The 18,775-nt window shown below is 72.2% G+C and carries 17 protein-coding genes; 9 read left to right on the top strand and 8 right to left on the bottom strand.

Annotated elements, in window-relative coordinates; all coding sequences use genetic code 11:
* Nucleotides 1–82 precede the first annotated feature (82 nt).
* Nucleotides 83–1,102, top strand: a complete 1,020-nt coding sequence (locus IE226_RS03265) for an Lrp/AsnC family transcriptional regulator (protein ID WP_190079378.1) — start codon at nucleotides 83–85, stop codon at nucleotides 1,100–1,102.
* Here IE226_RS03265 and IE226_RS03260 read toward each other — a convergent pair.
* The gene (locus tag IE226_RS03260) at nucleotides 1,083–2,516 is read right to left on the bottom strand and encodes a helix-turn-helix domain-containing protein (RefSeq protein WP_190079377.1); all 1,434 of its coding nucleotides are present in this window, start codon (nucleotides 2,514–2,516) and stop codon (nucleotides 1,083–1,085) included. The genes IE226_RS03265 and IE226_RS03260 overlap by 20 nt on opposite strands.
* Nucleotides 2,517–2,812: 296 nt before the next feature.
* Here IE226_RS03260 and IE226_RS03255 point away from each other — a divergent pair, with 296 nt between their 5' ends.
* The gene (locus IE226_RS03255) at nucleotides 2,813–3,469 is read left to right on the top strand and encodes a hypothetical protein (protein WP_190079376.1); all 657 of its coding nucleotides are present in this window, start codon (nucleotides 2,813–2,815) and stop codon (nucleotides 3,467–3,469) included.
* Nucleotides 3,466–4,068 (top strand): hypothetical protein, encoded by a 603-nt coding sequence (locus IE226_RS03250; RefSeq protein ID WP_190079375.1) that lies wholly within the window; start codon nucleotides 3,466–3,468, stop codon nucleotides 4,066–4,068. The genes IE226_RS03255 and IE226_RS03250 overlap by 4 nt, the downstream gene beginning before the upstream one ends.
* Before the next feature lie 100 nt (nucleotides 4,069–4,168).
* Here IE226_RS03250 and IE226_RS03245 read toward each other — a convergent pair whose 3' ends face one another.
* A complete protein-coding gene (locus tag IE226_RS03245) occupies nucleotides 4,169–8,014 on the bottom strand; it encodes an ATP-binding cassette domain-containing protein (RefSeq protein ID WP_190079374.1) in 3,846 nt (1,281 codons plus the stop codon).
* Nucleotides 8,015–8,173: 159 nt separating this feature from the next.
* On the opposite strand from IE226_RS03245, the gene IE226_RS03240 reads away from it, so the two are divergent.
* Nucleotides 8,174–8,611, top strand: coding sequence for a hypothetical protein (locus IE226_RS03240; protein ID WP_373306855.1), 438 nt, complete (start codon nucleotides 8,174–8,176; stop codon nucleotides 8,609–8,611).
* 3 nt (nucleotides 8,612–8,614) lie between these two features.
* On the opposite strand, the gene IE226_RS03235 is transcribed toward IE226_RS03240, so the two are convergent.
* The gene (locus tag IE226_RS03235; RefSeq protein WP_229870371.1) at nucleotides 8,615–9,307 is read right to left on the bottom strand and encodes a helix-turn-helix transcriptional regulator; all 693 of its coding nucleotides are present in this window, start codon (nucleotides 9,305–9,307) and stop codon (nucleotides 8,615–8,617) included.
* Nucleotides 9,308–9,406: 99 nt separating this feature from the next.
* On the opposite strand from IE226_RS03235, the gene IE226_RS03230 reads away from it, so the two are divergent.
* Nucleotides 9,407–10,282, top strand: coding sequence for an oxidoreductase (locus IE226_RS03230; RefSeq protein ID WP_190079371.1), 876 nt, complete (start codon nucleotides 9,407–9,409; stop codon nucleotides 10,280–10,282).
* 91 nt (nucleotides 10,283–10,373) lie between these two features.
* Here the strand turns inward: IE226_RS03230 and IE226_RS03225 are convergent, their stop codons facing one another.
* Nucleotides 10,374–10,625 (bottom strand): ANTAR domain-containing protein, encoded by a 252-nt coding sequence (locus IE226_RS03225; protein ID WP_229870368.1) that lies wholly within the window; start codon nucleotides 10,623–10,625, stop codon nucleotides 10,374–10,376.
* 483 nt (nucleotides 10,626–11,108) lie between these two features.
* Here IE226_RS03225 and IE226_RS03220 point away from each other — a divergent pair, with 483 nt between their 5' ends.
* On the top strand, nucleotides 11,109–11,630 hold the full coding sequence (locus IE226_RS03220; RefSeq protein ID WP_190079370.1) for a DUF6417 family protein: 522 nt from the start codon (nucleotides 11,109–11,111) through the stop codon (nucleotides 11,628–11,630).
* A 32-nt stretch (nucleotides 11,631–11,662) separates the two neighbouring features.
* Here IE226_RS03220 and IE226_RS03215 read toward each other — a convergent pair whose 3' ends face one another.
* On the bottom strand, nucleotides 11,663–12,085 hold the full coding sequence (locus tag IE226_RS03215; RefSeq protein WP_190079369.1) for a VOC family protein: 423 nt from the start codon (nucleotides 12,083–12,085) through the stop codon (nucleotides 11,663–11,665).
* Nucleotides 12,086–12,189: 104 nt separating this feature from the next.
* Between IE226_RS03215 and IE226_RS03210 the strand changes: the two genes are divergently transcribed.
* The gene (locus IE226_RS03210; RefSeq protein WP_229870366.1) at nucleotides 12,190–12,687 is read left to right on the top strand and encodes a MarR family transcriptional regulator; all 498 of its coding nucleotides are present in this window, start codon (nucleotides 12,190–12,192) and stop codon (nucleotides 12,685–12,687) included.
* A 144-nt stretch (nucleotides 12,688–12,831) separates the two neighbouring features.
* Nucleotides 12,832–14,994, top strand: coding sequence for an MMPL family transporter (locus IE226_RS03205; protein WP_190079368.1), 2,163 nt, complete (start codon nucleotides 12,832–12,834; stop codon nucleotides 14,992–14,994).
* Here IE226_RS03205 and IE226_RS03200 read toward each other — a convergent pair.
* From IE226_RS03200 to IE226_RS03190, 3 genes are all read right to left on the bottom strand, one after another.
* Nucleotides 14,943–16,082, bottom strand: a complete 1,140-nt coding sequence (locus tag IE226_RS03200) for an LCP family protein (RefSeq protein WP_190079367.1) — start codon at nucleotides 16,080–16,082, stop codon at nucleotides 14,943–14,945. The genes IE226_RS03205 and IE226_RS03200 overlap by 52 nt on opposite strands.
* Nucleotides 16,083–16,148: 66 nt before the next feature.
* Nucleotides 16,149–16,664, bottom strand: a complete 516-nt coding sequence (locus IE226_RS03195; RefSeq protein WP_190079366.1) for a transglycosylase SLT domain-containing protein — start codon at nucleotides 16,662–16,664, stop codon at nucleotides 16,149–16,151.
* 423 nt (nucleotides 16,665–17,087) lie between these two features.
* Nucleotides 17,088–17,867 (bottom strand): AraC family transcriptional regulator, encoded by a 780-nt coding sequence (locus IE226_RS03190; RefSeq protein ID WP_190079365.1) that lies wholly within the window; start codon nucleotides 17,865–17,867, stop codon nucleotides 17,088–17,090.
* 85 nt (nucleotides 17,868–17,952) lie between these two features.
* On the opposite strand from IE226_RS03190, the gene IE226_RS03185 reads away from it, so the two are divergent.
* Nucleotides 17,953–18,750: a sulfite exporter TauE/SafE family protein gene (locus IE226_RS03185; protein WP_190079364.1), complete on the top strand. Its 798-nt coding sequence runs from the start codon at nucleotides 17,953–17,955 to the stop codon at nucleotides 18,748–18,750.
* Nucleotides 18,751–18,775 lie beyond the last annotated feature (25 nt).

Raw genomic sequence — 18,775 nt, 5'->3', positions numbered from 1 at the left:
CCTCGGTATGAGGGATCACGACTGTGTAAAATCGCCGGATTCCTTCAGCACAGCCTCTTCGACGCAGGATTCGGCATCTTTCATGGACGCGCAGAAAGCCCACGCCCTGGACGAGCTCGATCTGGCCATCGTGCATGCCCTGCAGATCCAGCCGCGGGTGCCCTGGGTGCGGATGGGTGAGGTCCTGGAGGTCGACGCGGTGACGGTCGCCCGCCGCTGGGAGCGCATGGTGCGCGCGGGCGTGGCCTGGGTCGACGGCTATCTGTCGCCCGGCCACGACGAGGGTGTCTACGCCCAGGTCGAGATCGACATGAACGGGCGGCTGAGCGAGGACTCCATCGGCCGGCTCGCCCGTGACCCGCAGGTGTTGTCCCTCAAGCAGACCTCGGGCGGGCGCGATCTGCTGGCGATCGTCGCCGCCGCCGATCTCGACGGCCTGGCCCGGCTCTCCGGCGAGCGGATGTCGCAGCTGCCGGGGGTCCGCGCCGTCCGCAGCCATGTCATCACCGCGGCGCCCTTCGAGGGAGCGTCCTGGCGGCTGCGCAGCCTGACCCGCCGGCAGCGCGCCGCACTCACCGTGGAGCGGCCCACCCTGCCCGACGAGCCGCTGCGGCCCCTCGATCGCCGCATCGCCCTCGCGCTCGGCACCGACGGGCGCATGGCCCTGACGGACCTGGCCGAGACCGTCGGTGCCTCCGCCGCGACCGTCCGGCGCCGGCTGCGCGTGCTCACCGGCACCGGGCGGCTCTCGCTGCGCTGCGCGCTTGCCCGGCCGCTGACCGGCTTCCCGGTCTCGGTCGTCTACTTCGGCTCGGTGCCCGCCCAGCATCTCGACGAGACGGTGAGCGCGCTGCGGACCCTGCCCGGTCTGCGCATGTGCAGCATCACGGCGGGCGCGCACAATCTGATGCTCGACATCTGGCTGCCGACCCTCTCCGAGGTCCACACCACCGAGGCGCTGCTCAACAGCCGCCTGGCGCACCTGGATCTGCGGATCACGGAGCGCGCGGTCGTACTGCGCACCGTCAAGCACGTGGGGCGGGTCCTTGACCGCCGCGGGCACAGCGTGGGCTCGGCGCCGCTCAACTACTGGGACGCCTGACGCCGTTGGAGGACGAGCGCAGGGCGTAGAGCCGGGTGAGCGGGTGGAAGCGGTAGCGTCCCAGCGCCCGCGACTCCAGGAACTGCACGTCCACCAGGTGCTCCAGGATCGCCTCGGCCATCGAGGGCGCCGCGTCGGTCGTCGCCGCTGCCAGCGCCACCGTCAACTCGCCCTGTACGGCGGCCAGCAGGGGCAGGGCATGTGCCGCCGCCCGCCCGGTGGGCCCGCGGGCCAGCAGCTCCCGGTGGCCCGTCTCAAGCGCTGCCCGCATGTCCAGGTCGGCGAAGGAGAGTTCGGTCAGGCGGCGCGCGGGATCGGCGAGCCGGTCGGCGAGTTCGGCCACCGGCCACCGGGGTCGCGCCGCCAGCCGGGCCCCGGCGATGCGCAGCGCCAGCGGAAGGTGACCGCAGTGGTGCGCGATCGCCGCCGCGGCGCCGGGTTCGGCGCTCAGTCGCCCCGCTCCCGCCCACAGACCGAGCACCTGAACGGACGCCGGGGGCGGCAGGGGCGCGAGATGGAGGTGGACGGCACCGTTGAGGGCCGCCAGCACGCCGCGGCTGGTGACCAGCACCGCGCAGGCGCGCCCCGCGGGCAGCAGGGGACGTACCTGGGCCGCGTCCAGCGCGTTGTCGAGCACCACGAGCACCCGGCGTCCGGTCAGCAGCGTGCGATAGGCCGCTGCCGCGTCCGCCGCGCCGACCGGATGCGGACGCGGCGCACCGAGCGCACACAGGAAGCGCCGCAGGACGACCGCGGCCGGCACCGGATGCTCGTCACGGCGTGAACCCCGCAGGTCCGCGTAGAGCTGACCGTCGGGGAACCGCTCGGCCAGCCGATGCGCCGCGTGCACGGCCAGCGCCGACTTGCCGACCCCGCCCGGCCCGTCGAGCGCGACCATCAGGGGGCCGCCCCGCGGCGCCGGACCGATCCTGTCCAGCGTCTCGAGCTCCCCCTGCCGGCCGGGCAGTTCGGGGATGTCCGCGGGCAACTGGCGCGGGAGGGGCGCCGGAGCGCCGGCGTCCGTGCCGGAAGTACCCGTGCGGCCGCCCGCAGCCGCCGGGCGTGAGCGGCGCGCCTCCTCCACCCGGTCGCGGGCCGTCGCCAGCATCCGCAGCTCGTGCCCTGTGGCGCCGAGCAACTGCACCAAGGCGTCGAACCGGTCGGTGGGCGGCAGCGTCTTGCCCGCGAAGTAGTCGCCGATCACCCCGTGCGCCCAGCCCGTGCGCGCCGCCAGCTGCCGGTAGGTCAGCTGGGCACCGCCGTCCCTGCGCGCCGCCCGCCTGCGCAACTGCCGCAGCAGCGCGGCCAGCGCGTCGGCCGTGTCCACGCAACCGACCGGGCCGACATCCTCCGCTGCCCCTTCGCGCAGCTCCCCGTCCGGCGGTTTTCCCGCCGCCCCCGTACCGCCTGGCATGAATCGCATCCTCCGCACCGGCTCGCGCCGGGCAGCCCCGTGGGGCCGTCGCCTGGCCGAGACCATCCGGACCTGTCCGGCGGTGCCCGGTTTCGGGGATCTCCCCCCGCCACGCGCTGCCAGCATCCCTCTACCGCTCGGATCCCGCGCACCGCCGACCGGGCACCGCACCGGCTGCCACTACGGCATTCGTGGAATGCCGTCCGCCGGTTTGGTGCGACTTCCCCTCGGAGGCAGCGGCCGGGCGTCGCAACACCGCACGAACGACACAGGACAACCAAGGAGGCACGACCTAGATGAGTAGGGTCTGCAACAAAGCCCCCAGCCTGCCGGACGGCAGCGTGGCCGATCAGTCTCTGTACGAGCGCGTGGACGGCCCCATCGCCACCGGCTCGGCCCACTTCATGCGGGCGGGCAGCGAGCTGCACCTGATGCACTCCGACCTGGAGCTCGACGACGTGCGCCAGGCCGCCCTGCGGGTGCGCTGTGCGGCGGCCGCCATCGGCGCCGCGCTGGTGGAGTACCGCACCTCGCACCGCGTCGCCCGCGAGCTTGGCTTCTACCCCGTCCACGACGAGCGGCTGCGGGCCGCGGGCGGCGGCGCCGCCCCGGTGCGCCAGACACTCGCCGAGGCCCGCGAAGCCGACCTGGTCCAGCTGGACCACAGCGCCGTCGAGGCCATCGCGCTGCGCTACGAACAGGGCGGCGACGAAGCGGCGTTCGGCCACTTCCTGTCCGAGCTGACCGACTTCTCGGCGAACCTCGAGCGCTTCGCGGCGCACGCCTCGCGGGCCGGTGCCGCCGACTGGCAGCGCGTGGCCTGGCAACTGCTCACCGGATTCGACCGCATCCGGATCTACGGTCAGGCCCTGGCCGTCATCAACATCCTCGGCATGACCCCCAGCGCCGTCGCCGTCGCCGGTGGCGGACAGGAAAGGAGGAACGGGATATGAGCGCCGTCTGCAACAAGCTCCTCAGTCTCAGTGAGGAGGACCTGCGCAACAAGAAGCAGCTCGCGCTGACCGCGGGTAGCGAACTGAACGCGGCCGCAGGCGAGTTGTGCCGGGCCCTCGAACTGGCCGAGCACGGCGACGGGGTGTCCGCCGCCGCCGTCTACGCAGCGGCGGCACGGGAACGCCTGGGCGGCGCCGCCCAGATGCTGGACCAGGTGGCCGACATCCTCGCCACGGGCAGCCTCACCGAGGAGACGGCCGTCTGGTACGGCAGGCTCGACTACACGCGGCTGTACCGCTCGGGCGTCAGCCGGGGCCAGGTGCCCCAGTCGGCCGAGCTGTGGCAGGCGTTCACCGAGCAGGCCAGGACCGGCGGCCCGCTGGGCATCTGCCGCGACATGCGCGAGCGCACGCTCGCGGTGTCCGCGCTGATCGGTGACTGGCTGGAGCGGATCGACGACCCGGCGGCGGACGGCGCGCTGCCGCGCGTCCAGTCCGCGATGGCCGACCTGGCCGCGTACTCCCAGCTCGTGGCCTTCGCCAACAAGGTGGAGCCGCGGGACCCGGCCTGGGTGATCCCGCGGAACACCGCCGCCTAGCCACCGGCAGGCGGAGCACACGGCAAGAAGGAGGAGCGCCGGCCCGGGCCGGCGCTCCTTCCGTATGTCCGTGCGCGCCCCTGCTCGCTCCGGTGCGGCTTCATCGATAGGCGCGCGCCTGCAACCCGTACATCTGCGCGTACAGGCCGCCCCGCGCCAGCAGTGCGTCGTGACCGCCCGTCTCGGCGACGCGCCCGTGGTCGAGTACGACGATGAGGTCGGCGCCGCGCACCGTCGAGAAGCGGTGCGAGACCAGCAGCGTGACCGTGTCCGGACGGCCGCCGTCGGGCCGTGGCCGACGCGCCGCCTCGATGTAGCGCTCGAAGATGAGGTGCTCGGTCTCCGCGTCCAGGGACGCGGTCGGCTCGTCCAGGATGCGCAGCAGGGGTTCCGGACGCATCAGGGCGCGCGCGAGCGCCAGCTTCTGCCACTGGCCCGTCGACAGATCGATCCCGCGCTCCCACCGGCTGCCCAGCTGGGTCTCCGGGCCGTTCGGCAGCGTGCCGGGCAGGGCGGCGGCCCCACCCCGGTCGAGAGCGCCGGCGACGGCACGCGGATCGGTGATCCGCGGCAGGTCCCCGACGCCGACCGTCTCGCGCAGGACGAACTCGAAGCGTACGAAGTCTTCGAAGGCGGCACCGAGCCGCTCGCGCCACTGCTCCGGGGCCAGGGCGTCGAGGCGGACCCCATCCACCGTGATGCGGCCCAGCGTCGGCTCGTACATCCGGCACAACAGCTTGACCAGGGTCGATTTCCCCGACCCGTTCGCGCCGACGAGAGCCACCACTCCCCCGGCGGGCAGCAGCAGTTCGACGTCGTGCAGCGTGGTCACCGAAGTGCCCGGATAGCCGAAGGACAGCCCTTCGACGGCAATGCCCTGCCGCAGCCGCGCAGGGACCTGCGGCCGGGAGACCTCTGCGGCGGTTCCGGGAGCAGCAGCCGTCGGCGCGGGTGCGAGGCTCGCCCGTTCGGCGTACGAGCGGAGCCAGCGCAACCGCTCGGCGCTCTGCAGGAGTTCGACGACGGCCCCCGTGGCCTGCACTAGTCCGCCGACATGTCCGGTGAACCGTCCGGCAAGAACGACGGCGAGCAGGACGGCGCCCAGACCGGTGTGGCCGCTCACCGCGAGATGCACGACGAAGGCGACCGCGCCGAGCAGACCGAGGGTGCTGAGCAGCCCGGCCGCGCAGCCGATCGCGGCGAAGTGCCACTGGGCCCGGCTCGTCACGGCGTCCGCTCTGCCGCGCAACTCGCGCACCCTGGACCACAGTTCGGGCCCCGCTTCGAAGACGCGCAGCTCCTTGCCCGCCTCCGGCGAGGTGGCCAGGCGGGCCAGGCGCGCGGCGAGGCGGTAGTCGGCCGCCGTGGCCTCCTTGGCGCGGGCGAGGACACCGCGGGCGGAGACCTGCAGGCGCAGGGCCAGGGCTCCGACGAGCGGCAGCACGAGCAGGGCGGGGTGGACGGCGGCGAGGAGCGCGGCGGTCACCAGGAAGCCACCGAGCTGTTCGAGCAGGTTGAGCACCCAGTTGAGCAGGGCGCCCATGGCCAGCGTGCGATCGCGCAGCAGATGGAGGCGGTCCTGGAAGGCGGGCGACTCCTGGTGGCGCAGGCCGGGTATGCCCGCGGCGAGGCGGGCCAGCATCCGGTCGAAGGCGAAGCCCACCCGTTCACTGAGTCCGATCCTGGCGCCGATGGCCGCCAGCTCGACCGCCTCCCACACGCCGAGGCTCACCACGAGCAGGAGCGCCGCCGTCATCGTCGCCGCCGGCAACTCCTGTTGTGCGCCCTCGGCCATGGACCGCAGCCACAGAGCCTGCAACGCGGCGAGCCCGGCCGCGGCGGGCACGAGCAGCAATCCGAGCACGGCGAGTTTCCAGGACTCGCGGAATGACTCGACGACCAGGGTGCGCAACGCGTGGACCACGTCACGCCAACCGCCTTCCGGCACTTCGAAAGGGGTGTCGGCCTCCAGGGCCGCGGGCGCCCCGGCTTCTTTCGGACGTATGGCGGCGGGCGGCTCGACCAGCACCGCGGGCGCGTCCGTGGCAGCACCATCGCCGTCGGCAGGTTCGCCCTCTCCGTCCGCGAACCGGTCCGACTGCAACCGGTACATCCGGGCATACCTGCCGCCCAGTGCCATCAGCGCGTCGTGCGTGCCGCTCTCCGCGATCCGCCCGCCGTCCATCACATGGATCAGGTCGGCCTTGCGTACGCCCGAGAAGCGGTGGGAGACCAGAACCGTGGCGGCGTCCCCGCGCGTCGTCAGGAACCTCTCGAAGAAGTCGGCCTCCGCCCGTGCGTCCAGATGCGCGGTGGGCTCGTCGAGTACGAGCACGGCGCCGGCCCGTGCGGCCAGCAGCGCGCGGGCGATCGCGACGCGCTGCCACTGCCCGGCGGACAGGTCGGCGCCGTTCGCGAACTGCCGCGAGAGCACGGTGTCCCAGCCCGCCCCCAGCCCGCGCGGCAAGTCGGCGCCGTCGGCCAGCGACAGGGCGCGCTCCAGCGCGCTCGCGTCGCAGCCGCTCTCCGGGGCGCCCATCGCTATGTTGTCGCGCAGCGTCAGCGGGTACTTCACGAAGTCCTGGAAGACGACGGACATGCCCCGGCGCCACTGCCGCGCGTCCAGCGTCCGGATGTCCGCGCCGTCGGCCGTGATGCGCCCGGTGTCCGGCTCGTACAGCCGCGCGAGAAGTTTGATCAGCGTCGTCTTGCCGGAGCCGTTCGCGCCGACGATCGCCACGCAGGCCCCGGCCGGGATCTCCAAGTCGAGCCCGCGCAGCACCGGTTCGTCCGTGCCGGGGTAGGCGAACTCCACGGATTCGAAGGCGATGCGGGGACGGGCCGTCCCGGCACGGCCGTTCAACAGACCGTTCCCGTACGCCTCTTGGCCCTTGACCTGGATGCCGCCCCGCTCCTCGGTCTGCTCGCTCCCTGGCCCGTCGCCCCGGACACCGCAGGCCGTGCCCCGCTGCTCCAGCGCCGCGAGCGACCGCAGCCCCAGCAGCGCGTCGCGCACCATCAGGTCGTCGTCGCCGACCCAGCCGAGTGCGGGCACGGCAAGCGCCGCCTGGACACTGATCACGAGCTGGGTGAGTCCCGTTTCGCCGTGAGCGGCGGTGAACGCGGCATAGCCCAGGACCGCGCCCTCCGCGCACACCACGAACCCCACCGCGCCATAGGCACGCCGCGCGGCCGTCCCGCGAGTGGCCCAGACCCTGGCCATGCCCGACTGCCACACCGCCGTCATCCGCTCGGCGAGCCAGTCACCGAGCCCGAAGACACGTACCTCCTTGGCGGGTTCGGGATCCAAGGCGAGAGAGCGCAGATAGCCCGCCCGCCGCATCACCGCGCTCGCCGCCTCCAAGCTGCCGTGCACCTGACGCGAGAGACGCAGATAGGAGCGGTAGGTGAGCACCGCCGCGAGCCCGAGCACCGGCGGCGCCCACCAGGCCAGGGGCGCCAGCAGGACCAGCAGGCCGAGCCCTTCGAGCCGCGGGCGCACGATCTCGGGCAGCAGCAGCGCGAGTTGGTCCGGTCGGGTGCCCGGCTCGGTGGCCAGACGCAGGGTGTCGGCGTAGCCCGGCTCCTCGAGGTGCCCGATGCCGTCCGGGCCGGTGCCGACCGCGATGGCCCGGTGCTCCACGACGCCGGCCGTCCGCAGCCGCAGCACCGCCGCGAGGCCGCTCTCCAGGGTGCGCAGGGCGGTGCGTACGAGGGTGAGCGTGCCGAACCCGGTGAGGGCAACCAGCGCCTCCCTGGCCCCGGCCGACCCGGCGCCTCCCTCGACCGCGCCGGGCAGCGCGCCCACGAGTCGCCCGGTCGCGACCACGATGAGCGGGCCGGTGAGCGCCCCGCCGATCACGATCGAGGTGAGGGCGAGCGTGTGCCGGGGCCCGGCCCGCCACAGCAGCCGCACCGCTGCCGTCCACTCCTGCCACGCGCGCATGTCGGCCTCCTGAGCTGGGCGCCGCTGTCGGGAGCACGATGCTCACAGAGGAGCCCGGCGGCCCGGTGACGGTCCCGGTCGCGACCGGACGCCGCCGGTCGCCCCGGCGGTGCACGGGGCACGCGGCGCTCGACGGGACCTGTGGCATAGCCTCGTCGGTTGGGGGTGGTGGGGATGGAGCCGGTGGTCGCCCAGTCCGTCAGGTACGCCGAGACGTGTCAGGACTGCGGTGCCGACCTGGAGTGCTGCGGTGTCCAGGTCCTTGCGCACGGCTGCGTGCAGTGGGACGTCGGGGCGAGCTGCACGGCCTGCGGGTTCGCGATCGCCGTGTGCTTCGGGGACATACCGAGCGAGCGGCGGGCCCAGCTGCTCGCGGAGCACGGCGCGGCGACACTACGCGTGATCGGTCCGTCGGCGAAGAAAAGGGTCGTGATCATGCGGGTGCTGCGGGCCGAACTCGGCATCGACCTGGTGAGCGCCAAGGCCGCACTGGGCAGCGTGCTCAACGGCGACCACTCGGGAACTCTCCCCGAGATGGAACTCCTGGCCCGGAAGCTGCGGGCATCGGGCATCGCGGCCGAAGCCGCCCGGCCCTGAAGGTTACGCCCGGCCGTTCCGCCAGCTGCCGGTCAGACCGCGCCGGCCCGCGTTGACGCCGGCCTGGAAGCGTGAGTCGGCCTCCAGTGCGGTCATCAACTCGGCGACCCGCCTGCGGTAGGTCCGCACGGACATGCCGACGCGCCGCGCGCCCGCGGCGTCGGTGAGCCCGGCCGCGAGCGCCTGCAGCACGCTCTGCGAGTCGGCGTCCAGGCCCACCGTCCCGCTCTCGCGCCGCAGGTACTCCGTGAACGGGGTGCCTGCGTCCCAGGTGGCACACATCAGGGCGTACACGCCGCCGACGAGCGCCGGTGCGGTCGTGATCGTGAACTCGCGACCGCGCGAGCCGTTGCGGCCGGCCAGGATCATCACCCGGCGGTCGATGATGATCGTCTCGTGCGGCAGGCTCGCGGCACGCACGCGTACCTGCCCGCCCGCCTCGGCGACATCGAAGAGGTGAGATCGCTGGTCCTCTTCGGCCAGCACTGCGGGCGTATAGAGCTTGCGTACGACCACACCCGCGGCGGCGCGGGGACGAAGGCGGCGCACCATGGCCTTTCTCGCCTCGGGCCGTGCCCAGGTGTGCAGGTCGTTGGCGGCGCAGAAGAACTCCCGCGTCGTCTCGCCGAAGAGCATCGCGGTCCGCGCGGCCAGTTCCCTCTCGCCGTGCACCGTCAGCGTGGTTGGTTCGGTCACTCCCCCAGTCTCGCTCACCTTGGCGGCAACGTTCTCACCCTGGTGGCAACACGTTGCCATCTGGTCTGCGACGGGCCTTCACCGGGCGAGGGTGGAGACATGACCACACAGATCACGGCCGCTGCGAGCGGCCAGTTCATGCTCGGCGGCGACCGCCCCGTCAACCGTCTCGGCTTCGGCGCGATGCGGCTGCCCGCCGGCACCTTCACCGGACCGGCCCGCGACCCGCGGACCGGCATCGCGGTACTGCGGCAGGCGATCGAGGCGGGCGTCGATCACATCGACACGGCCGGTTTCTACGCGCGGGACGAGGTGAGCGCCAACGAGCTGATCCACAAGGCGCTCGCGCCGTACCCGGCCGAGCTGCTGATCGCCACCAAGGTCGGCCCGCTGCGCGGACCCGACGGCATGCCCACCGGACAGGCCGGCCCCGAGCAGCTGCGCGAGCTGGTGACCGCGGATCTGCGCGCCCTCGGACTCGACCGGCTCGAACTCGTCTACCTGCGGGTCGGGGGCATGAGCGAGCCGGGCGGCGAGAGCGTGGCCGACCGGTTCGCGGCACTGGCGGAGCTCCGCGACGAGGGGCTGATCCGGCACTTGGGCGTCAGCAATGTCGATCTGACGCAGCTCGACGAGGCGCGGGACATCGCGCCGGTCGTCGCGGTGCAGAACCAGTACCACGTCCATCGCCACGACGACCCCGCCGTGCTCGCGCGCTGCGAGGAACACGGCATCGCCTACGTGCCGTTCTTTCCGCTCGGTGGCGGCTTCGATCCGATCGAGCACGAGCGTCTCGCGCAGCTCGCCGAGCGGCACGACGCGACGACCCCGCAGGTGGCCCTCGCCTGGTTGCTCGCGAGCTCCCCGAACATGCTGGCCATCCCCGGCACGGGGTCGCCCGACCACCTCGCCGAGAACCTCGCCGCGGCCGGGCTGCGCCTCGACGCGACCGACCTCGCGGAACTGAGGGCCTGACTGTTTCGCTCCGTCGCGAAACCGGTGGCGACGACCTCGCTGACGCCCGGTCTCTTCAGGACCAAGCGGTAGGCGGACCGCTGCGGTCTGCCTACCGCTTCTCCAGGGCCTGTCTGAGCGCTGCGCGCACCGCGCCGGGCAGCGGCTCGCCCTCCGTCGTGGCGATCAGCTCTTCCGCCACGGCCCGCAGTCTGGTGTTGGAGTGCTGCGACACTTCGACCAGGACTTCCCACGCCTCGTCCGCCGTACATGGCCCCAGCATCATCAGCATGCCCCGCGCCTGGTCTATCGCGGGATGGGACTCCATGGCGCGGTGCAGGTCGTTGACCTCCGTGCGCAGCACCTTGATCTCGGCAACCTCATCCGCGCAGTCATTGCCGGAAGTCTGCTGCTCGGGATCAGTTTGCGGTTTCAGTGCCGGGACACTGACAGAGTCCGACGAGGAAGCCACCCGCGTTGCCTCTCCACTGCTCGGGCAGCCTCTGTCGAGCCGACGGAGCTACTCCCCGACCGAGCATCGCAGATCCCCGATGCCCATGGCCAGAGTTTCTCGCGGTCTTGGGGCGGCGCCGGCGGCTGTCTGTCCCAACCATCCGGCGCCTACGTGGCACAGCGCTGTGCTTGCGTGGAGATCGGGTAGCCATCCTGGCCGAGCTGAAACAGGTGCGGTGCTGGTTGCCCAACAGTCCTCCTCAGGATGCGGATGCGCGCTAGCGTCACCGCAACGCACTGTTCGGCGGGAGGGGCAGGGATGCGGCGCTCGGCTGAGCATCACGTGCTGCTGCAACACGTGGCTGACATGCAGCGCACATGCGAGGGATGGGCCATGGCAGGACCCGGGCTCGACGAACGCGCCACGGGCCCTCTGGTGAGACTCGGGCTCGCCCGTGCGGCCCCCCGCGCACAGCGGGCGGAGCTCTCCGCGGAGGCCGGACGGCCGGTCGCGTGGGCGGTGCAGCTGACGGACGACGGGTGGGACGCGCTCCTCTACGCACGGGCTCGGGCCGCTCCGACCGCCGAGGCACCCGCGCCAGGACTGCAGCAGGTGGGCCTGCGCCGCTCGGATCTGGACACGCTGCGGCGGTACCTCGCGCTGCGCGGACAGCTGCGCCGCGGCCCGGCGCCGGGTCTGGAAGCGGCGGTGGAGGCGGCCCGCTTCAGCGTGGCGTCCAACCGGTGGGTCATCCATGTGAGCGGCGAACAGATGGAGTCGATGGCGCGGGCGTTCTTCCTCGAAGGGCTCGGCGGTTCGGCGGGGGCGGCCAACCGGTTGGACCGTGTCTACGGGGTGCGCTATGCGCCCTCCCCGCTCCTCGCCCCCGCCGAGGCGCACGTAGACCGCACGTAGGCCCCGGCTTCGGGAGTCGGGCGGGCCGCTCGTCAGCCGGAGGCCCGGGGCGGCGTTGCGGGGCGGGGTCGGTGGGCCCGGACGTCCACGGGGCGTCCGTCGGGATCGCGGGCCGTCATCGTCCACTGCGCGGGCAGCGTCTGGATCTCTCCGACCGGCCACCCGGCGTCGACCAGCCGCTCGCGCAGCTCGCACAGTTGCGTGTGCGTTGCCACGCGAAGCCCCCAGCCCGCCTGTCCCAGGGGGTCGAGTCCGGTGGCGGGGGCGGCGGCGGTTTCCACGATCATCAGGTGGTCCGCCCCGCCGACATCGAGGACGGCGATCCGGGGATCCGGAGGGGTCGCGGCGCGCTCGAACGCGAGCGTCGCTCCGAGCAACTCCGTGTAGAACGCCAGGAGTCGGCCGAGGTCGGGCGTGGACAGTGTCAGGTGGTTGATTCCAAGGAGTTCGGGCATGGTCAGCCGACTCTAGTGCCGCCACCGGGCGCGCGGCCGGTCATCGGCAGCAGCTGTCCGTAGGTACGAGGAGTGCCCCGGTCAGCGGTCTATAGGCTGCGTGTGTGGCCAGTACAGAGGATTCAGCGTTGAGCGGCGGTGCGGCGTCCGAGCCGGTGCCGACGGATCTGCAGGCGTTCGCGGTGCAGTTGCGGCGGATGAACGGCGAGATCAACCGGGTGATCCATGGTTTCGCCGCGGGCCAAGATCTGCACGCGACGGATGTCCAGGCGCTGGCGGCCATTTTGGACGCGGACGCCCCGCTCACTCCGGGTCGGCTGCGCGAGCATCTGGGGCTGACGTCGGGCGCCGTCACCGCGTGTCTGGACCGCCTTGAGCGGGCCGGTCATGTCCGCCGGTCGCGGGACAGCGCGGATCGCCGGGTGGTGCACCTGCATTACGCCCCCGGAGCCAAGTCGGCGGCGCGTGCTTTCTTCCAGCCGCTCGCGGCCGCGACGGAGAGCGCGCGCGTGCGCTTCAGCGCGGACGAACTTGCCGTGGCGTTGCGTTTCCTGGCCGCCATGAACGAAGAACTCTCCGAGCTGCGGGCACGGCAGCGCTAGGTTCGCCTGCCCGCTCGGCCCTCGTATCGCCTTAAACCGCCGCGAATCGCCGCGGCACGGCACCCGACGAGCATTCCCGCCTCCCAAGATGTTTCAATCATTGAGATTCTTATTTGTTGAGGTACCAAGCTCGCAAGGAGATCCATGTCCACCGGTACGCGCCTGGCACGCTGGCTCGTCCCCGTCGTCCTGCTCGTCGCCTGGCTCGGCATCGGCGGCACACTCGGGCCGTACGCCGGAAAGCTCGGCGAGGTCGCCACCAACGACCAGGCCGCCTTCCTGCCCCAGAACGCCGAGTCCACACAGGTCATCGACGCGCAGAAGAAGTTCAGCCAGGACGAGACCCTGCCCGCGATCGTCGTCTGGACCGCCGACGGCACGCCGCGGGACGGCAGAATCGATCAGGCACAGAAAGCCGGCGCCACCCGTGCGCTGGCCTCCCTCAAGAACCAGAAGGGCTTCGTCGGCCCGGCGTCCCCCGCGGTGCTCTCCGAGGACGGCCGGGCGCTGCAGGGCGTGATCCAGCTGCGCCCCGACCTCGGCGAGGAACTGGAACCCACCCTGGAGCGGGTCAGAAAGGCCGCAGCCGGGGTGCCGGGAACGGACGCGCAGGTGGCCGGGCCCGCGGCCAGTCAGGCCGATCTGTCCGACGCCTTCGGAGGCATCGACGGCCTGCTCCTGGGGGTCGCTCTGATCACCGTCCTGGTGATCCTGCTGCTCGTCTACCGCAGCGTGCTGCTTCCGCTGGTCATCATCCTGGGGGCCGTTTTCGCCCTGGGCCTCGCCTGCGGAATCGTCTATGTCCTTGCCGACCATGACATCGTCCGGGTCGACGGCCAGGTCCAGGGCATCCTCTCCATCCTGGTCATCGGCGCCGCGACCGACTACGCACTGCTGCTCACGGCACGCTTCCGCGAGGAACTGGCCGCCGGCAGCGACCGGATCGCCGCCATGCGGGCGGCGCTGCGCCGCTCGCTCGGCCCCATCGTCGCCAGCGGCGCCACGGTCGCCCTGGGCCTGCTCGCCCTCCTGCTGAGCGACCTCACCAACAACCGCGCGCTCGGACCCGTGGGAGCCATCGGCATCGTCTGTGCCGTACTGAGCACGCTGACCTTCCTGCCCGCGGTCCTCATCCTCCTGGGGCGGGCGGCGTACTGGCCCGCCAAGCCCAGGTCGGCCACGGAGAAGACCGCGGGACAGGGCGTATGGAACAAGATCGCCTCGCTCGTCGACCGGGCGCCGCGCAAGGTCTGGGCCGCCACCCTGGCCGGCCTGTTCGTCTGCGCCGCCTTCGCGCCCACGCTCAGCTCCAAGGGCGTGCCGCTGGACGAGATCTTCGTCAATGACGCGCCCTCGGTGTCGGCGCAGAAGACCCTGGGCGACCACTTCCCCGGAGGCTCGGGCAATCCGGCCGTCGTGATCGCGGACGCGGACAGGGTCAAGCAGGTCACGGCCGCGGCCGAGCGCACCGAGGGAGTGTCGTCGGCCGCGGCCGTGAGCGCTTCCGGGCGGCCGGGGGCGGCAGAGCCGCTCGTCGTCGACGGACGGGTGCGCATCGACGCCACCTTGGAGGACTCCGCCGACAGCGACGCGGCCAAGGACACCGTGGCCCGGCTGCGCGAGGCCGTCCACGCGGTGGACGGTGCCGACGGTCTGGTGGGCGGCTACACCGCGCAGCAGTACGACACGCAGCGCACCGCCGAGGACGACCGGATGCTCATCGTGCCGGTGGTCCTGGCGATCATCCTGGTCATCCTCGTCGGACTGCTCAGGTCGCTGCTGATGCCGGTCCTGCTGGTGGCGACGGTGGCGCTGAACTTCCTTGCGACGCTGGGCGTTTCCGCCCTGGTCTTCCAGCACGTCCTCGGCTTCAGCGGAACCGACTCCTCCGTACCGCTGTACGGGTTCGTCTTCCTGGTGGCGCTCGGCGTGGACTACAACATCTTCCTGATGTCGCGGGTGCGCGAGGAGTCACTGCGCCACGGGGCCCGCGAAGGAGTGCTGCGCGGGCTGACCGCGACCGGCGGCGTCATCACATCGGCCGGGGTCGTGCTCGCGGCGACCTTCGCGGCCCTGGGCATCATCCCGCTGGCCTTCCTGGTGCAGATCGCCTTCATCGTCGCCTTCGGCGTCCTGCTGGACACCCTGGTCGTACGCTCGCTCCTGGTGCCGGCCCTGGTCCGCGACATCGGACCCAAGGCGTGGTGGCCCGGTGTCCTCAGCCGCACGGGCCGCGGGTCCGGACCGGGGGCGGGTCAGGCGCCCGCGGAGACCGGCGAGTCGCTCTTGTCGCCCACCGAGTCCTGAGTGGCGGACTTCGGGATGGGCCGGTCGTGGCGCAGGGCCGACCACACCTGCTGGGAGGCCCTGGACAGCGGCAGGACCCGTCCCGAGTCCTGTGCGTCATAGGTGACCGGCATCGTGACCATGTTCGTGCGGTCCGGACTGATGCCCTTCAGCTCCTTGGCCAGACCGAGGAGCTTGTCCGCCGAGGCCAGCTCGGAGTCCGCGCTGACGGACTTGGTCGCGGTGTCGGCCAGGTCGTAGGACTGGGCGGGGCTGCCCAGCGGGTCGACGGTGTCGGCGCGGTGGATCAGCGCCTTGATGAACGCCTGCTGGAGCTGGATGCGGCCCAGGTCACTGCCGTCCCCCACGCCGTGGCGGGTGCGGACGAGCTCCAGTGCCTGCTTGCCCTTGAGCGTGTGCTTGCCGGCGCTCAGGGCCAGGCCGCTGTTGGGGTCGTTGATGGCCTTGCGGGTGGTGATGTCGACGCCGCCGAGCTCGTCGATGAGCTTCTGGAAGCCCTTGAAGTCGACTTCGAGGTAGTGGTCCATGCGGACGTGCGACATCTTCTCGACCGTCTTGACGGTGCACGCCGGGCCGCCCGCCTGGTACGACGAGTTGAACATGGCCTGCTGCGCGCCGGCCGCGGTGCCGCCGTGGGGCTTCGCGCACTGGGGCCGCTCGACCATGGTGTCGCGCGGGATGCTGACGACCGAGGCCTTCTTGTGGGTCTTGTCGACGTGCAGGACCATCGCCGTGTCGGCGCGGGCTCCGCTGATGCCCTTGCCGTACTGGCCGTGGGTTCCCGCCCGGGAGTCGGACCCGAGCAGGAGGATGTTCATCGAACCGTTCTTCTGCTGGCTGGGCCGGTCTTTGCCGAGTGCGGCGTTCATGTCCGTGCCCTGGATGTTGCCGTTGAGGTGCTGCCAGGCATAGGCCGCGCCTCCACCGCCTATCAGGACTGCTCCCAGGGCGCCCCATGCGACATAGCGCAGGGTGTTCTTGCGCGGCTTGCGCCGCCGGGAGCCTCGCACCCGCGGGGGCCCGTACTCGGGCAGTGCGGGGCCGGTGGCCATGTGCGCCTGCTGCTCGTCACTGCTCTCGCGCGGCATGCGCTGCCTCTTCTCGTTGACCGTCGGCCGGTGGCCGGTGTCTCAGTTGCTCGGTCGCCCGGTGGCTCAGTACGCGGAGTCGACGTTGTCGATCGAGCCGTACTTGTCGGCGGCGTAGTTCGCGGCAGCGGTGATGTTGGCGACCGGGTCGGTCAGGTTATTGGGGGTGCCCGAGACGTGGTAGGCGTCGAAGGTCGGCTGGATGACCTGGAGCAGTCCCTTGGAGGGGGTGCCGGCCTGCGCGTTGACGTCCCAGCCGTTCTGGGCGTTGGGGTCACCGGCGGACTCCCGCATGATGTTGCGGTGCAGACCCTCGTAGGAGCCGGGGATGCCCTTGGACTTCATGATGTCCAGGGACTCGCGGATCCAGCCGTCGAGGTTGTTGGCGTACTTCTTGTCGTCGGCCTTCGCGGCGACGGCCTTGGCGCTCTTCGTCGCCGCGGTCGGCTCGGCGGCGTGGGCCTGCGCGGGGACCAGCGTGAGGGCGGCGGCAGCGGCACCTGCGGTGGCGATACCTGCGACGGAGATCTTGCGCAGTCGGTTGATGCGGCCGGTGCTGGTCTGCGTCTGAGTGATGGCCATGCGGGAGTGACTCTCCAATGCGATGTGCGGGAGGGGGCTCGGTCGAAGCGAGCGGATGTGCTCGGCGCGTCCCGTGCTCCCCGGACTTCAGCAAGGGTTAGCGGTGGCCGGAGCGGGACGCAATGATGTGACGTACTACCGGGATACGCAGGTCACCGCTGGTCAGACGCTGTACAGGAGAACCGGGGCCCCACGCTCGGCCCCAAGGGGTCTACTACCGCCCTTAGCATGTGACCTGGCTCCTATGGGTGGGCTCACAGCTTCGGCGGTGTTTTGCGGCTTCACGGAGCTTGGCGGCGGGGTCTGTGGGTAGAAGACCGGCCTCGACGCCGCTTTCCGGCCAATTTCTCCATGAACGCGCAGGTCAGGCTCCTTTGACCGGCTTCGCGGGGCGTCCGTGCCCCCCGATCCGGCCGACCTGCCTCAGCGCCGGCCACCCGCGGGGCCCGCGGTGAAGCGGGAGGGCGGCGTCCCGAAGGCGCGCGTGAAGGCGGCGGTGAACGCCGCGGGAGAGGCGTAGCCGATACGGGCGCCGACCTCGCTGACCGATGCCGTGCGCAGCAGCGGCAGGGCCGCCAGCAGCCGTGCGCGGGTCCGCCAGACGGCAGGGCTGTCGCCGGTCTCGGCGCGGAAGCGCCGTGTGAAGGCCCGCTCGCTCATGGCCGTCTCGGCGGCCCAGGCGGTGTTGGTGGCCTCGGCGTCCGGGGCGGCCAGGTAGGCGCGGCACAGCCGCGCGAGGTCGGCGGATGCGGGCATGCCCACGTGGAAGGGCAGCGGGGCGCGCTCCGCGATCTCGTACAGGAGGAGGGCGGCGATGCTTCCCTCGCGCCCGGAGAGGCGGTAGTCGGCCTCGAACTCGACGGCCGCAAGGAGCAGCTCGCGCAGCAGCGGCGGGACGTCCACGACCGTGCAGGTGGCGGGCCACCAGGGGACGGCCGACGGCTCGACGTACAAGCTGCGGGTGCTCACCCCCAGCATCCGCACCCGGTGCCGCGTGGCGGGCGGGATCAGTACGGCGCGCTCGGGCGGGACGGTCCAGGTTCCCTCGGCGGTGTCGACGACCATGACGCCGGTGGCACCGTAGAGGAACTGGGCGCGGCGGTGCTCGTGCCAGTCCAGGACGTGACCGGGCGGATAGTCGGTGCCGATCGGCAGGACCGCCCGGTCGACGTGGTCGACCTCGGCCAGCGGGACGTTCTTCACCCGCCCACCCTAGTGGCCGACACGCGATAGAACCGTGCCGACCATCGCATGCCGGAAGGCCGGTGCGGTTGATGGGGTGGGACGCATGGACTTCGTGGTGCTGGTGGGGGTCGGGCTTCTGACCGGGGTGACGACCGTGCTGTTCGGCTTCGGCGGCGGGTTCGTCGCGGTGCCGGTCGTGGTGTGGGCGGACGCGGCGCTCGGCGCGGACGCGATGCGGGTGGCTACGGCCACCTCCGCCCTGGTGATGGTGGTCAACGCCGGGTTCGCGACGGCCGTCACACCGCGGCGGGTGCTGCGTGCGCTGCACGGCAGCGGTCGACTGCTCCTGCTCCTCGCCGGCGGTGCCGCGCTCGGAGCGCTCGCCACGCGTCTGGCCCCGGCCGGCCTGGCCCGCTGGGCCTTCGTCGCGTACGTCGCGCTCACCATCGCCGACCTGCTGATACGCCCCGGCTTCCTGCGCCCCGGCGCGCGGGGGCCATCGGTCGGGCCGCGTCCGCTGCCGGCCCTCTTCGGTGCTCCGATCGGCGCGGTGGCCGCTTTCCTGGGCGTGGGCGGCAGTGTGATGACCGTGCCCGCGATGCGGCGGGCGGGACACCCGATGCGGGTGGCGACCGCGCTGGCCAACCCCCTCACCCTGGCCATCGCGCTGCCCGCCACCGCGGTGTCCCTGGCCGGGACGGCAGTGCCCGCCGCGGCGGGCGACGGCAAGCAGCTGGTGGGGCTGGTCGACGTGGGCGCCGCAGCGGCGCTGCTCCTGGGAGCTCTGCCGGTCATCGCCGTGCTGCGGCGGCGCCCGCCCCGGATCGGCGACCGCACGCACGCCCGTGCCTATATCGGGCTGCTGGGCGTCGTGACGGTCGCGATGCTGCTCACGGGCTGACGACGGCGCGCTCCGCACGCTCCGG

This window comes from Streptomyces longisporoflavus (genome assembly GCF_014649775.1).
GTDB classification, from domain to species: domain Bacteria; phylum Actinomycetota; class Actinomycetes; order Streptomycetales; family Streptomycetaceae; genus Streptomyces; species Streptomyces longisporoflavus.
This window is presented reverse-complemented; position numbering and strand designations above follow the sequence as displayed.

Coding starts and splice junctions, on each gene's coding strand:
- IE226_RS03220 (WP_190079370.1), top strand. CDS start 11,109: ATGGCAGGACCCGGGCTCGACGAACGCGCCACGGGCCCTCTGGTGAGA.
- IE226_RS03185 (WP_190079364.1), top strand. CDS start 17,953: ATGGACTTCGTGGTGCTGGTGGGGGTCGGGCTTCTGACCGGGGTGACG.
- IE226_RS03230 (WP_190079371.1), top strand. CDS start 9,407: ATGACCACACAGATCACGGCCGCTGCGAGCGGCCAGTTCATGCTCGGC.
- IE226_RS03255 (WP_190079376.1), top strand. CDS start 2,813: ATGAGTAGGGTCTGCAACAAAGCCCCCAGCCTGCCGGACGGCAGCGTG.
- IE226_RS03200 (WP_190079367.1), bottom strand. CDS start 16,082: ATGCCGCGCGAGAGCAGTGACGAGCAGCAGGCGCACATGGCCACCGGC.
- IE226_RS03195 (WP_190079366.1), bottom strand. CDS start 16,664: ATGGCCATCACTCAGACGCAGACCAGCACCGGCCGCATCAACCGACTG.
- IE226_RS03250 (WP_190079375.1), top strand. CDS start 3,466: ATGAGCGCCGTCTGCAACAAGCTCCTCAGTCTCAGTGAGGAGGACCTG.
- IE226_RS03205 (WP_190079368.1), top strand. CDS start 12,832: ATGTCCACCGGTACGCGCCTGGCACGCTGGCTCGTCCCCGTCGTCCTG.
- IE226_RS03215 (WP_190079369.1), bottom strand. CDS start 12,085: ATGCCCGAACTCCTTGGAATCAACCACCTGACACTGTCCACGCCCGAC.
- IE226_RS03245 (WP_190079374.1), bottom strand. CDS start 8,014: ATGCGCGCGTGGCAGGAGTGGACGGCAGCGGTGCGGCTGCTGTGGCGG.
- IE226_RS03265 (WP_190079378.1), top strand. CDS start 83: ATGGACGCGCAGAAAGCCCACGCCCTGGACGAGCTCGATCTGGCCATC.
- IE226_RS03260 (WP_190079377.1), bottom strand. CDS start 2,516: ATGCCAGGCGGTACGGGGGCGGCGGGAAAACCGCCGGACGGGGAGCTG.